Origin of the sequence: Micromonospora sagamiensis (assembly GCF_014680085.1) — a bacterium.
Classification (GTDB): domain Bacteria; phylum Actinomycetota; class Actinomycetes; order Mycobacteriales; family Micromonosporaceae; genus Micromonospora; species Micromonospora inyonensis.
The window spans coordinates 1,068,660-1,082,181 of the sequence record NZ_AP023438.1 but is presented as its reverse complement, the minus strand read 5'-3'; the positions used below and the strand labels follow the sequence as shown (position 1 = coordinate 1,082,181).

Here is a 13,522-nt window from a genome sequence, read left to right as displayed (position 1 = left end):
CGGGTCGCGCCCAGCCCGGCCCGACGCCGGTAAGCTGGCCCGCCGTGAGCACAAGCGGATCCCCACCACCGACGGTCGCCGACGTGGTGGCCCTGCTGGAACGGCGCTACCCGCCGGCCTGGGCCGAGCAGTGGGACCGGGTGGGACTGGTGCTCGGTGAGCCCGCCGCCGTCGTCCGCCGGGTCGCCTGCGTGGTCGACGTGGTCCCGGAGACGGTCGCCGAGGCGCTCGCCGTCGGGGCGGACCTGATCGTCGCGCACCACCCGCTGCTGCTGCGCGGGGTCTCCTCGGTCGCGCCGACGACGTACAAGGGCCGGATCGTGCACCAGCTGATCCGCGCCGACGTGGCGCTCTACGTGGCGCACACCAACGCCGACGTGGCGAACCCGGGGGTCTCCGACGCGCTCGCCGCCCGGCTCGGCCTGACCGGGCTCCGCCCGCTGCACCCGCCCGCCCCGGGCAGCCCGGCGCACGGCGGGGGACGCGGCATCGGCCGGATCGGCGATCTGCCCCGTCCGATGACGCTCGCCGAACTGACCCGGCACGCCGCCACCGTGCTGCCGCCGACGACCTGGGGGGTGCGCGCCGCCGGGGACCCGGCCCGCGTGATCCGCACCGTCGCGGTCAGCGGCGGCGCGGGCGACGGGTTCCTCGCCGACGCGACCGCCGCCGGGGTGGACGCGTTCCTTACCGCCGACCTGCGCCACCACCCGGCCGGGGAACACCTGGCCGAGGGCGGTCCGGCGCTGCTGGACGCCGCGCACTGGGCCACCGAGCGCCCCTGGCTGGACGACCTGGCCGCGCACCTGCGGGCGGCGCTGGACGTCGAGACCTACGTGTCCGACCTGGACACCGACCCGTGGAGCGTGCACGCCGCGAGCCCGGTCCCGCCCACCGGGGCGGTGCCGGTGGCGACGCCGCAGGAGAACCACACCCCTGTCCCGGGCGCCACCGCGACCACCCGGGGCCGTACCGCACCCGACCAGGACGACCTCCACCCCGCCGTGGACGACAAGGAGCCCCGACCGTGAAGGCTGAACCGGCAGTCCAACGCCGCCTGCTCGACCTCCAGGCGATCGACACCGCCCTAGCCCAGCTCGCCCACCGTCGGCGCACCCTGCCCGAGCGCGCCGAACTGGAGGCCCTGGCCCGGGAGCTGTCCACCCTGGAGGACCAGCGGGTCCGCGCCCAGGTGGCGGTGGACGACCTCGACCGGGACATCGCCCGGCTGGAGAAGGACGTCGACCAGGTCCGTACCCGCAAGGGCCGTAACGAGGATCGGCTCGCCGCCGGCACCGGCCCGGCCCGGGAACTGGAGGCGCTCCAGCACGAGCTGACCTCGCTCAACCGGCGGCAGAGCGACCTGGAGGACGCCGAGCTGGAGCTGATGGAGCAGCGGGAGACCGCGCAGGCCGTCCTCGACGGGGTCGAGCAGCGCCTGGCGGAGGCGCGCGAGAAGCGCGCGGAGACCGAGCGGCGGCGCGACGAGAGCCTGGCCGAGATCGCCAAGGAGGAGGAGTTCCGGCGCTCCGCCCGGCAGCCGCTCGCTGCCGACCTGCCGGCCGAGCTGGTCACCCTCTACGACAAGATCCGCGAGTCGACCGGGCTGGGCGCGGCCCTGCTGCGCGGGGGCCGCTGCGGCGGCTGCCGCCTCGACCTCTCCGGAGCCGACCGGACCAGGATCGCCAAGGCCGCCCCGGACGAGGTGGTCCGCTGCGAGGAATGTCGTCGGATCATGGTCCGCACGAACGAATCCGGCCTGTGAGCCTGGCCGCGGTGGTCGTCGAGGCCGACGGGGGCTCCCGGGGCAACCCGGGCCCGGCCGGCTACGGCGCGGTGGTCCGCGACGCGACCACCGGTGAGGTGCTGACCGAACGCTCCGAGGCGATCGGCACCGCCACCAACAACGTGGCCGAGTACCGGGGCCTCATCGCCGGGCTGACCGCCGCCGCCGAGCTCGGCGCGACCCGGGTCGAGGCGCGGATGGACTCCAAGCTGGTCGTCGAGCAGATGTCCGGCCGTTGGCAGATCAAGAACCCGGGGTTGCGTCCGTTGGCCGCCGAGGCCGCCGTGCTGGTCCGCCGCTTCGCGGCGGTGACCTTCACCTGGATCCCCCGGGAACGCAACCGGCACGCCGACGCCCTGGCCAACGCCGCGATGGACGCCGCCGCCGGCCGGGCGCCGTCCGGTCCGACCGTCACGGCTCCCCGGATCGTCGAGCCGCCCCGCGAGGTGGCCGCCCCGGACTCGCCCGCCCGGGCCGCCGCGCGGGACGCCGCCGCCCGCGCCGGGGCGAAGGCCACCACGGGCACCGATCCGGCGACCGTACCCGCCTCGTGGGAGCCGCGCGGCACCAGCGAGGCGACCCGGCTGATCCTGGTCCGGCACGGTCAGACCGAGTGGACCGCGCAGCGCCGCTACTCCGGCCGGGGCGACGTGCCACTGTCGGAGCGGGGACGGGACCAGGCCCGGGCCACCGCCGTCCGGGTGGCCGCCCTCGCGCCGACCGTCGCGGCCGTGGTCAGCTCACCCCTGTCCCGCTGTACGGCCACCGCCCGACCGATCGCCGCCGCGCTCGGCAAGGTTCCGCTGCGCACCTCCGACGACCTGGTCGAGTGCGACTTCGGGGCCTGGGAGGGACGCACCTTCGCCGAGGTACGCCAGGAGTGGCCCGGAGAGCTGGACGCCTGGCTCGCTTCCACGGCGGTGGCCCCGCCGGACGGGGAGTCGTTCGCCGACGTCACCGTTCGGGTGCGCCGGGCGCTGGACGGGCTGCTCGCCGCGTACCCGGGGGAGACCGTGGTGGTGGTCTCGCACGTCTCCCCGATCAAGATCCTTCTTCGGGACGCGTTGGCTGCCGGGGACGCCTTCCTGCACCGGCTCTACCTCGACCCGGCCGGGGTGTCGGTGCTCGACGTCTGGGCCGACGGCGGGGTGGCCGTCCGCTCCGTCAACGACACCGCCCACCTCGGCTGAGCGGGTGATTGGCGGGGTGAGGTGGTAGCAGGGGTCCCCTGTTACCGCTTTTTGTCGAGCAGGGGTCCCCTGCAACCACCCGACCCGATGCGCGGTGGACGGGTGACGTGCCGCTCGGCGCAGCCGGGAGACCGCTGAGCGCAGTGTTCGGCGACAAAAGGTGACGGTAGTCACAGCATCGATAACCTCCGGGCCGTCTCTGCACTACGACCTCCCGGAGGTGCGCCCATGGCCGCGACCGACCCGGAGCCGCCGACCACGACCCGGCCGCCGACCACGGCACGTTCCCGGGCGAAGGACCACAGCCCCTGGAACTGGTTGCTCTTCGTCCCGATCGTGGTACCGCTGATCCCCGTGCTGTTCAACGGCGACTCGCCCCGGATTCTCGGGTTCCCGCGCTTCTACTGGCTCCAACTCACGTACATCCTGCTCGGCGTCGCCACCACCACGCTGGTTTACCAGACGACCAGGAAGCGGGGTGGCCGGTGAGCGCGAGGAGTGAGCCGGGCCGGCGAGCCCCGCAGTCGCGAACGAAGGTGGTGCCGTGATGTGGCGTGACCACCTCACCGAGATCATCGTGTTCTCGCTGCTGTTCCTGCTGGTCAGCGCGATGGGTTTCGTCGCGGCCCGGTGGCGGGCACCGAAGGACATGGCCCACCTGGACGAGTGGGGGCTGGGCGGGCGCAGCTTCGGCGGCTGGATCACCTGGTTCCTGGTCGGCGGTGACCTCTACACGGCGTACACCTTCGTCGCGGTGCCGGCGCTGATCTTCGGTGCCGGTGCGGCCGGGTTCTTCGCCGTGCCGTACACCATCGTCATCTATCCGATGGTGTTCCTGGTGCTGGTCCGGCTCTGGTCGGTGTCGCACCGGCACGGCTTCGTCACCCCGGCCGACTTCGTCCGCAGGCGCTTCGACTCACCGGTGCTGGCCCTGCTCGTCGCGATCACCGGGATCGTCGCCACCATGCCGTACATCGCGCTGCAACTGGTCGGCATCGAGGCGGTGCTCAAGACGATGGGCGTGAGCGGGGAGAGCGCGCTGGCCCGGCACCTGCCGATCATCGTGGCGTTCGCCATCCTCGCCGCCTACACCTACCAGTCCGGGCTGCGGGCACCCGCCCTGATCGCGTTCGTCAAGGACACCCTCATCTACATCGTCATTCTGGTGGCGGTGCTTTACCTGCCCTACAAGCTGGGCGGCTGGGGGGAGATCTTCGACGCGGCGGACGCGAAGTTCGCGGCCTCGGAGAACCCGAACGACGGCATCCTGCTGGGCGCCAACAACCAGCTCCAGTACGTCACCCTGGCGTTCGGCTCGGCACTGGCGCTGTTCCTCTACCCGCACAGCATCACCGGCGTGCTGGCCAGCCGGAACCGGGATGTGATCAAGCGGAACATGTCCGCGCTGCCCGCGTACAGTCTGCTGCTCGGGCTGATCGCGCTGCTGGGCTACATGGCCATCGCCGCCGGGGTGAAACCGCTGCCCGGCGCGAAGGAGGGCACGGTCGACAGCAACACCGTCGTGCCGGTCCTGTTCGACCAGGCGTTCCCGGACTGGTTCGCCGGTGTGGCGTACGCGGCCATCGGCATCGGTGCCCTGGTGCCGGCGGCGATCATGTCGATCGCGGCAGCCAACCTGTTCACCCGCAACATCTACAAGGAGTACCTGAAGCGGGACGCCACCCCGGCACAGGAGGCGCACGTCTCCAAGATCACTTCACTGGTGGTGAAGGTCGGCGCGGTCGCCTGCATCGTCTTCCTCGACCCGCAGTTCTCCATCGACCTGCAACTCATCGGCGGAGTGATCATCCTCCAGACACTGCCCGCCGTGGCGCTCGGCCTCTACACCCGCTGGTTCCACCGGGGCGCGCTGATCGCCGGCTGGGCCGCGGGCATGGGGCTCGGGATGTGGATGCTCTACCAGATCCCCAACGCGGCGACCGGTCGGAAGCACTTCGGCGGCTCGGCCTTCCCGCTGGCCGAGTTCGGCTTCGACACCAAGAAGACGATCTACGTCGGCATCGTGGCGGTACTGGTCAACCTGCTCGTCGCCGCCCTCGGCACGCTCCTGCTACGGGCCGCCAAGGTGGCCGAGGGCACCGACGGCACCACACCCGACGACTACTTCGCCGACGAGGGCGACCCCCGCGTCACCCCCGGCCCGACCGCCGACGCCGACGCCGCCCCGGAGCCCGTCGCCTGAGGTGCCTGCAGGGGCCCCCTCCTCATCAGAAAGCGGTAACAGGGGGCCCCTGCATCCACCTCCCACCCCGACCACCCGCGCGGCTGCGCCAGGTGGACGTTCGGTACTGGGCCGGGCACCCGGGGGTGGGTAGGGTGCCCCCATGGGCACGTCCTTTGTAGACCGCGTGGCGCAGATGTCCCGGATCCAACGCGGTGACGAGCGCTACGGCGAGGGCAGTGCCGCGCTCCAGGCCACCCGGTTCTATCTGGACCACCTCCTCGACGAGGCCGTCCGGCGGGCGCGCGCGGCGAGCGTGCTGCCGACCCGCCGGGTCGACCTGCTGATCAGTCTCTGCGGATTCGCCGCCACTCCCACCGTGCTGGCCTTCGAGCTGCTCCAGCCGCGTCGTCTGCTGGTGCTGCGTTCGAAGGACGCGGCGGAGAGCGTCAACCTGATCGGCGGGCACCTGGTGATGAGCGGCCGGCTCGACTTCGAGACCTTCCAGCACGAGACGGTCGACCCGAGTGACCCGCTCGACATGTACGCCAAGATCTCCAAGTGGCTCGGCGGGCGGGACGGCCGGGACGCGGTCATCGACATCACCGGTGGGCGGAAGGTGATGAGCGCGGCGGCGGCCCTGGCCGCCTGGCAGCTCAACCTCCGGTTGACGTACGTGGAGAACCGCTACGACCCGGTCACCCGCAGACCGCTGCCTGGCGAGGACCGCCTGATCACGCTGGACAACCCGACCACGCTCTTCGGTGACCAGGAGATGCAGCGGGCGTTGGAGACCTTCCGGTCCGGGGCGTACGAGGCGGCCCGGCAGCGCTACGCGGAGATCTGCGAGCGGGTGGCCGTGCCCGGGCGGGCGCGGCTGATGCGTTCCGTCGCCGAGCTCTACCGCACCTGGTGCGACCTGGACCTGCCCGCCCTGCCGGCGGCGGTGGCCGGGGTGCGCGACAGCCTGCCGGCCGTGCAGCGCGAGGTGTCACCGGCGTTGACCGGGACGTTGCACGCCCAGCTCGCCTTCGCCGAGCGGTTGGCCGCCGGCGAGCCGACCGCCTTCGTGGTCTGCTTCTACCTGCTGGGCCGGCACTACCAGCACGTGAGCCGGCACGACTTCGCCGCGCTGCTCTTCTACCGCACCATCGAGGCGTGCCTGACCAGCCGCCTGCGGGCGCGGTACCCCGGCTTCGACCCGGACAACTGCGACTACGGCCTGATCGACGCGCCCGACCGGTTGAGACGCCGCTACCAGGAACTCGGCCGGGCGTTGGGCAGCGGCCTGACCCAGGGGCCACCGGCGAAGCTGACGCTCTTCGCGGCGGCGCAGCTCCTGGTCGCCGAGGCGGACGACATGATGGCCGCCGCCGGCTTCACCGACGCGTCCGGGACGCCGGACCTGGGTCGGTTGCAGCGCCTCCAGGCCAGGACGAGGGCACGGAACAAGTCCGTCCTGGCGCACGGTACGGCCGCGATCTCCGCCTCGGACACCGACGACCTGCGCAAGGAGGCCGCCGAGCTGTTGACCGCGTACTGGGCCCGGCACGGCGACGGCGGTGACCTCGACAACCTCCTGGCCGAGCTGCGCTTCCTGCGAGTGGACCGGTGACGCTGGGGATCCCGTCGGAGTGGGTCGAGGAGCACAGCCGGACCAGCGACCCGGGGCTGTTCGACCCGGTCGGCCTGGAGCGCCACTCCGTCGTCCTGTCCTGGGCCGGGAACTTCCCCTGGGTGGGCACGGTCGACCGGGGCGACGTCGCCGCCGACCTGGCCGCCGGCCTCCGGGTGGAGGAGCGCGCCGGCCGGGACGGATCGAGGTACCACGTGATCTCCGGCTCCCGGTACCACGTCTTCGTGCAGGAGCGTCCGGGCCGTACGGAGGGCGAGCAGATCACGCTGGTCACCAACGTGAAGCCGGCCGGCGGGCTGAGCCGTTCGGTCACCGTACGGCCGGTGGAGGTGGTCTTCGCCCACGAGGACACCCGGACGCCCTGCTCGCCGGAGGGCCTGTTCCGGACGTACCGGGAGGCGCTTGCCGCAGCGCGACGGCGCCGGACCGCCGTCGACCGGGCCCGCAACGGTCTGCGGCAGGCGGTCGAGCAGCCCCGGTCGCACGCCGTCCTCCGGGCGCTGGCCCACCGTCGCTACCAGCCGCTGCGCCTGCTGCTGAAACTGCTGAGGCAACGCAGCGAGCTCGAGGAGAAGGTCGAGGGCGAGGGGACGGCCCGGGAGGTCGGTGACCACGGCGACAGCGCGGTCCTCTGGATCGACCTTCCGCACACCCGTGGCTTCCGGGAGGGCAGCGGGGTCGACGTCCGGGTCGCCGGCGCGGGTCCGGCGAAGCTACGGATCCAGAACGTCGAGGAACGGCAGCTCGCCGTCTCCGCGCCGTCGGGTGAGGTCCCGGCCGGCACACCCGTCCAGGTGCGTCAGGAGTCCCGCTTCGCCATGCGACGGCACGCCCGCGCGTTGCAGTCGTTCCTGGACGAGGACGTCGAGGGCGACTGGACGCACCTGGCCCAGCTGCTCTGCCAACCGGACGGGTTGCCGGTGGCGTCGGCACCGATGCTGTCGCGGTGGTTCGACGACGAGCTGGACACCGAGCAGCGGGCCGCCGTGGCCGGGGCCGTCGGGACGCCGCACACGTTCCTCATCCAGGGGCCACCGGGCACCGGCAAGACGAGGGTGATCACCGAGGTGGTCCGGCAGTGCGTCGCCCGGGGCGAGCGGGTCCTCCTGCTCGCGCCGATGCACGTCGCGGTCGACGAGGTGCTCCGCCGGGTGGGTGACCGGCCGGGAGTGCTCGCGATGCGGATCAGCTGGGACGCCGGCCGGGTGCGCGAGGACCTGCGCCGGTTCCTGCCCGAGCGGGTCGCCGACACGTACCTGCGCCGGGGCCGCCGGCCGGCCGCCTCCCGAGCGGCCCGGTGGCGGGCGGAGGCGGACGTGCTGCGCCGCCGGGCCGAGGCGGTCGGGGCGTACCTGACCGCCCGCAGGGGCCTGACCGGCGCCGAGGAGCGGCTGGCCGGGGCGGTGCGGCGGCACCGGGCGTGGCAGCAGGACATCACCGCCCGACTGGCCGACGCCGAGCAGAAGGTGGCCCGCGCCGACCGGAAGCTGGCCGGGATCGTCGCGGCCCTGCCGCAGGCCACCGCCGAGGTCGAGCGGCTGCGGACCGACGTCGACCGGATTCCGGTGCTGCTGGTGTTCTGGTACCGGCTGGTCGAGCTGTTCGGCGTCCACCACGCCCTGACCGGACTCCTGGCGGCGGCGGACGCGGCCGAGCGGGAACACCGGCGGCTGACCACCGGGCACCGGAAGTGGTCCGACAGGTCGACCCGGGCGCGGGCCGAGCTGGCGGGCCTGACGGGTGAGCGGGCCGGGGGCGAGCCGGCCCACCGGGCCGCCGTCGCCGAACACCGGGCCGCCCGGGAGAGCGCCGCCGCCGCGCTGACCGCCGCCACCGGCGCGCTGAGAACGGCGACCGAGTACGACCCGGAGCGCCTCGACGTCGCCGACCTGGAGCGACGGCACGCCGACCTGGTCGCCGGGGTGACCCGTTGCGAGCACCGCATCGCCCTGGAACGACGCTGGTTCGAACTCTCCGGGCTGACCGACGGCAGCGCCGACGGGCTGCTCGGGGAGTTCGGTGCCGAGGTGGTCCGCTCGGCGAACCTGGTCTGCTGCACCACCACCGGCCTGGGGCGCAGCCTCGACGACATCGACTTCGACACGCTCATCGTCGACGAGGCGAGCCGGGTCACCGACGGCGAGTTCCTGATCGGCGCGGTCCGGGCCCGTCGCTGGATCCTCGTCGGCGACGAGCACCAGCTGCCGCCCTACGTGGAATCCACCGACGAACACCACCTGCACGCCCTCGCCGTGCTCTCCGCCGTCGAGCGGAACGACCAACCGGACCTGGACGCGGCGGTGGGTCGTCTCGGCGACCTCTGGGTCGAGGACGAGGAACTGCACCAGTTCCGGACCGACAGCGTGCGACGCACCGCCGAACTGCTCCGCCGGCAGGGCACGTGGCGGGAGCACTACCGCGCCGACTTCCACGCGACGCGTCGACGCCTGCGCTCCGGCGGCGCGGACCCGGAGCGGACGCTGCTCACCGCGATGCGGGAACACCTGGTACGCAGCCTCTTCGAGCGGGCCGTCGGCCAGGTGCCACCGCAGCTGCGCCAGGCGCTGCGGACCCAACGCCGGATGATCGAGCCGATCGCCGAACTGGTCCGGGAACCGGTGTACGGCGGCGCGTACGTCACGCCCCGCCCGGCCGCCGTGACGCCGCTGCGGTACGGGCCGACCGGTACTCCGATCGTCTTCGCGGACACCTCCCCGTACGGGCAGCGGGCCCGGGACCGGCAGCAGGGCAACGGCTTCGTCAACGACCTCGAGGTGGAGACCGTGGTGAACATGTGCCGCTCCTGGGAGCAGCGGCTGCGCCGCTCCGGCGGTGAACCGGTCTCCACCAGCGTGCTGACCTTCTACCGCGCCCAGGCGGCAGCCGTCCGGGCCGCGCTCGGCGGCCCCCGCTACCCGGACTTCCGGCTGCTCCGGTTCCAGGTGGTCGACGCCATCGACAAGATCCAGGGGCAGGAGAGCGATCTGGTGTTCCTCTCCTTCGTCCGGACCCACCTGGGCCGGGGAACCCCGTCGTCCCGGTACGGCCGGTGGTTGCAGGACGTCCGCCGGCTCAACGTCGCGTGCACCCGGGCCCGACGCGGGCTGGTGCTGGTCGGCCACGCGCCCACCCTGCGCAGGCTCAACGGGGTGCCGCCGGCCGAGGCGTTCTACGCGAACCTGTTCGATCTGCTCGGCGGCGGCGCGGACGCCGAACTCGTCCGCAGCCCCCGGTGATCCGGTTCGAGGTGGCCGGGCACGCCGGCCGACGACGTCCCGGGGCGGGGCTGGAACTGCCCGAGGTGCTGCTGCCGCTGCGCTGGTGGCGTTCGGTGCCGCTGCTGCGGCGCACCGCCGTCGACATGACCCCGCTGGAGCGGTTCACGGCGGAACTCGCGCTCACCACCGGACGGGCGGACCCGGTCGAGTTCACCGAGATCACCGGCCTGCCCGGGACGCTCCTGCCGGCGGGCGCGCGCCGACTCGTCCAGTCCAACGCGCTGATCCCGGACGCCGACGGCTACGCGGTATGGCGGCCGATGGCCGAGCAACTCGTCGCCGAACGGGTGGTCCACGAGTACCGGACCGTCCGCTACGACCTCGTCCTGCTGCCCCGGACCGGTGACCTGCTCGCCTTGGACCCGAAGAACTCCTGGCTGGAGCAGGTGGAACAGGCGCGGGCCCGACCGGCCGGAAACGCCCCCGTCCCGGCGGAACTCCGCAACCGGGACCTCGCCGGGCTGCTCGAGGAGCGGCTGGCCGCCCGGACGGTCCACGGAGTCGGGCAGGACGTCCTCAGGCCGGCCGAGTCCGGCGACGGAACCACCCCGGTGGCGGTCGACGGTCTCTGCCCCGCGTACCGCTGTGCCGGCGCGCTGCGCCTGGACGGCGACCGCCCGGTGCCGGTGGTGTCCATCGTCGGGGAGCGTGGCGACCCGGTGGTGGCCGAACTGGACGGCGCGGACGGCCTCGCCCGGTACTGGACCGGGACCGTGGCCGACCTGACCGACCGGGACCTGCGGCTCCGCCTCTGGCGACAGGTGTCCGGCGCAGACCAGGGCCGGCTCCCGCACATCGAGCCGGTCGAGATCGGTCGATGGCGGTGCACGATCAGCGGCGCCGACGCCGCACTCCTCGCCGAGCGGGGCCGCAACCTGGCGCTTCCGCTGGCCGTCACGGCCACCGCGCCGGACCTGGTCGCCGAGCTGACTCTCGACCTCGCTCCCGGCGACAGCCGGGCGGAGAGCCTGGTCGCCCTCGACCGGTCACTCACCTCCGCCGCCGGGGGCGACGGCGACCCGGCGTCGCTGCCACGCACCCCGGCGGTCCGCGACCGGGCCTGGCGACTCGGCTTCCATCCGATGGTGTACGCCCTGCGGGAGGCGGAGGACTTCAGCTATGACTGAGCGCGACAGGGTCGACCTGGGCCGGGTCCGTACACCCTCGGGTTTCTTCCTGCCGGTGTCGGCGCCGGCCGAGCCCTTCGTCGCCGCCCCGCCCGCCGACGACCACTACCGGCACCACTTCACCTACCGGGGTTCCGCCGAGTCGATCCGGCAGGCGGCGGTCGACCTCATCCGGTCGGCCCGGCGGAAGATCTTCCTGGCCAGCTTCCGGATCGGGGACCGGCAGATCATCGACGCCCTGGTCGAGGCGGTACACCGGCTGCGTGGCGGGGTGTACGTGGTCACCTCGTGGAACGAGAGCACCCTGCGCCGAGGGCTGGCCGAACTCGACGACCTCGACGGCGACGACGTGGCCGTGCAGAAGAAGCAGTTCGACAGCCTCACCCGGCGCGGCATCGCGTTGCGCGGCCACGAGCAGTGCCACGCCAAGTTCCTCGTCGTCGACGACGAACGGGCCCTGGTCGGCAGCGCCAACCTGGAGACCAGCGCGCTGGCCGACCGGCCCGAGCGGGCGGCCACCGGGGAGAGCGGCGTGGTGCTCACCGACCCGGCCGAGGTGGGTCGGCTGGCCCGCTTCTTCACCCGGCTGTGGTTCGCCGGCTGCACCTGGGAGGTCACCCCCGGCACCGAGTACGCCCTGCGGCAGCGGGTCCCGGTCGACGCGCCGGTGACCGTCGCGTCGAGTACCGGGCCGCACGGGGTCGTCTGGACCGACGGCACCGAACACGGCATCCTCCACACCCTGCACGACGTGATCGGCCGGGCGCGTCACGAACTGCTGCTCGCCACGTTCGGGCTGGTCGGCGTCCGGGAACGACCGGAGATGCTGCTCGACCCGCTCCGCCGCGCGATGCGGGAACACGGCGTGGACGTCCGCCTGCTGGTGCGGGCCCGCAACAACATCCCCGACCACCGCCGCGACACCGCGGCACTCGCCGAGGCCGGCGTCCGCATCCACGCCGACGCGTACACCCACGCCAAGGCAGTGATCGCGGACGGCCGGCACGGTGCGTTGTTCTCGGCGAACCTGGACGCCTCGCACGGCCTCTACGACGGGGTGGAGGTCGGGGTACGACTCGACCACCGGCCGGTGCTCACCGAGGCCCGGCGGTACCTGCTGCACGCCATGGCGCACGCCGACCGGCGGTTCGAGCCGCAGCCCACCGGCCGGACCCTCGACGCCGGGCTGCGCGCCGCCTGGCAGACCCGGTGGCGGGGCGGTGGCCGGCTCACGGTGACCGCCTCCGACGCCGACTGGCGCACGCTGGTCGAAGCGGTCGAGTCCGGCCCGGTGCTCTGGACCGACGACGGCGTGCTGCGGCTGCACGCCGCCGACCGGGTCTTCACCCTGGCCGGCCCGGCCCGCCGGCTCAGCGTCACCCGCGCCGACGAACCGGCGCTGGACCGGATGGACCGCTGGTACGGCCAGTTCCGTTCCGAGGGCACCGCCAGCACCAGGCGAGGGATCTGCCCGGCGACCCTGGTCCGCGCCTGACCGGCCCCGCCGACCGGCCCGCCTCCGGGCCCGCCCGCGTGCACCGGCCGGCCCGCGCGCGCGGCTCAGCGGAGCGCGCGGTGGAGCAGGTAGCCGCCGATCACCGTGCCGAAGACCACGATCAGGGACTTCAGCACCACCGGTGGCAACCGGCGGACCAGCCGCGCGCCCGCGTACCCGCCGACCAGCGTCGCCGGGGCGACCACCGCCACCGCAGCCCAGTTCAGCGGCCCGAAGACGGCGAAGATCCCCACCGTGGTCAGCCCGACCACCGCCGAGATCAGGTTCTTCAACGCCGAGACCCGGGCCAGTGTCTCGTCCAGCACCAGGGCCAGCCCGGCGATCAGCATCACCCCGAGCGCGGCACCGAAGTAGCCCCCGTACACCGTGCCGAGCAGGACCATCGCCTGGAGCGTGACCACCCGGCGGCGCGCACCCAGGTCACGCGGATGGCCCACCAGCCGGCGCAGCGGATCCTGGAACGCCAGCACCGCCGTCGCCCCGAGCACCAGGAACGGTACGACCAGCTCGAACGCCCGGGCCGGCGTGTTCAGCAGCAGGAGCGCCCCGATCGTCGTACCGAGCACGGCGGTGGGCAGCAGCGCCGCCACCGTGCGCCGGGGCGGCAGGTCCCGCCAACTCCCCGCCACGCTCGCCAGGTAACCGGGGCACACGGCCACCGAGTTGCTCACGTTCGCCGCCACCGGCGGCAGGCCCACCGCGATCAACGCGGGGAAGGTGATCAGCGAACCCCCGCCGGCCACCGCGTTGACCGTGCCCGCGGCGAGACCGGCGACGAGCAGCAACGCGACGTCGTAGACATCCATG

The 13,522-nt window shown here is 73.4% G+C and carries 10 protein-coding genes; 9 read left to right on the top strand and 1 reads right to left on the bottom strand.

Going from position 1 to position 13,522, the window contains the following annotated elements; all coding sequences use genetic code 11:
- Positions 1-44 precede the first annotated feature (44 nt).
- The 9 genes from IGA62_RS04370 to IGA62_RS04330 all read left to right on the top strand — a co-directional run bounded on the left by IGA62_RS04370 (position 45) and on the right by IGA62_RS04330 (position 12,694).
- Positions 45-1,031, top strand: a complete 987-nt coding sequence (locus IGA62_RS04370) for a Nif3-like dinuclear metal center hexameric protein (protein ID WP_145816139.1) — start codon at positions 45-47, stop codon at positions 1,029-1,031.
- Positions 1,028-1,765: a zinc ribbon domain-containing protein gene (locus IGA62_RS04365; RefSeq protein WP_091459639.1), complete on the top strand. Its 738-nt coding sequence runs from the start codon at positions 1,028-1,030 to the stop codon at positions 1,763-1,765. Before IGA62_RS04370 ends, IGA62_RS04365 begins: the two co-directional genes overlap by 4 nt.
- Positions 1,762-2,976, top strand: a complete 1,215-nt coding sequence (locus IGA62_RS04360) for a bifunctional RNase H/acid phosphatase (RefSeq protein ID WP_145816140.1) — start codon at positions 1,762-1,764, stop codon at positions 2,974-2,976. Before IGA62_RS04365 ends, IGA62_RS04360 begins: the two co-directional genes overlap by 4 nt.
- 228 nt (positions 2,977-3,204) lie before the next feature.
- Positions 3,205-3,465, top strand: a complete 261-nt coding sequence (locus tag IGA62_RS04355) for a DUF3311 domain-containing protein (RefSeq protein ID WP_145816141.1) — start codon at positions 3,205-3,207, stop codon at positions 3,463-3,465.
- A 58-nt stretch (positions 3,466-3,523) separates the two neighbouring features.
- Complete coding sequence (mctP, locus tag IGA62_RS04350; protein WP_145821804.1) at positions 3,524-5,179, top strand: monocarboxylate uptake permease MctP; 1,656 nt, start codon at positions 3,524-3,526, stop codon at positions 5,177-5,179.
- Positions 5,180-5,321: 142 nt separating this feature from the next.
- Positions 5,322-6,773 (top strand): TIGR02710 family CRISPR-associated CARF protein, encoded by a 1,452-nt coding sequence (locus tag IGA62_RS04345; protein ID WP_145816142.1) that lies wholly within the window; start codon positions 5,322-5,324, stop codon positions 6,771-6,773.
- The gene (locus tag IGA62_RS04340; protein WP_145816143.1) at positions 6,770-10,030 is read left to right on the top strand and encodes a DEAD/DEAH box helicase; all 3,261 of its coding nucleotides are present in this window, start codon (positions 6,770-6,772) and stop codon (positions 10,028-10,030) included. Before IGA62_RS04345 ends, IGA62_RS04340 begins: the two co-directional genes overlap by 4 nt.
- Positions 10,027-11,199 carry a hypothetical protein gene (locus IGA62_RS04335; RefSeq protein WP_145816144.1) on the top strand — a complete coding sequence of 391 codons (1,173 nt, stop codon included), beginning with the start codon at positions 10,027-10,029 and terminating at the stop codon, positions 11,197-11,199. Before IGA62_RS04340 ends, IGA62_RS04335 begins: the two co-directional genes overlap by 4 nt.
- Positions 11,192-12,694: a phospholipase D-like domain-containing protein gene (locus tag IGA62_RS04330; RefSeq protein ID WP_145816145.1), complete on the top strand. Its 1,503-nt coding sequence runs from the start codon at positions 11,192-11,194 to the stop codon at positions 12,692-12,694. The genes IGA62_RS04335 and IGA62_RS04330 overlap by 8 nt, the downstream gene beginning before the upstream one ends.
- A 65-nt stretch (positions 12,695-12,759) precedes the next feature.
- On the opposite strand, the gene IGA62_RS04325 is transcribed toward IGA62_RS04330, so the two are convergent.
- The gene (locus IGA62_RS04325; protein ID WP_145816146.1) at positions 12,760-13,521 is read right to left on the bottom strand and encodes a sulfite exporter TauE/SafE family protein; all 762 of its coding nucleotides are present in this window, start codon (positions 13,519-13,521) and stop codon (positions 12,760-12,762) included.
- Position 13,522 lies beyond the last annotated feature (1 nt).

Bases quoted from the DNA above. Each gene is read 5' to 3' on its own strand.
- IGA62_RS04355 (WP_145816141.1), top strand. From the start codon at position 3,205: ATGGCCGCGACCGACCCGGAGCCGCCGACCACGACCCGGCCGCCGACC.
- mctP (WP_145821804.1), top strand. From the start codon at position 3,524: ATGTGGCGTGACCACCTCACCGAGATCATCGTGTTCTCGCTGCTGTTC.
- IGA62_RS04345 (WP_145816142.1), top strand. From the start codon at position 5,322: ATGGGCACGTCCTTTGTAGACCGCGTGGCGCAGATGTCCCGGATCCAA.
- IGA62_RS04330 (WP_145816145.1), top strand. From the start codon at position 11,192: ATGACTGAGCGCGACAGGGTCGACCTGGGCCGGGTCCGTACACCCTCG.
- IGA62_RS04325 (WP_145816146.1), bottom strand. From the start codon at position 13,521: ATGGATGTCTACGACGTCGCGTTGCTGCTCGTCGCCGGTCTCGCCGCG.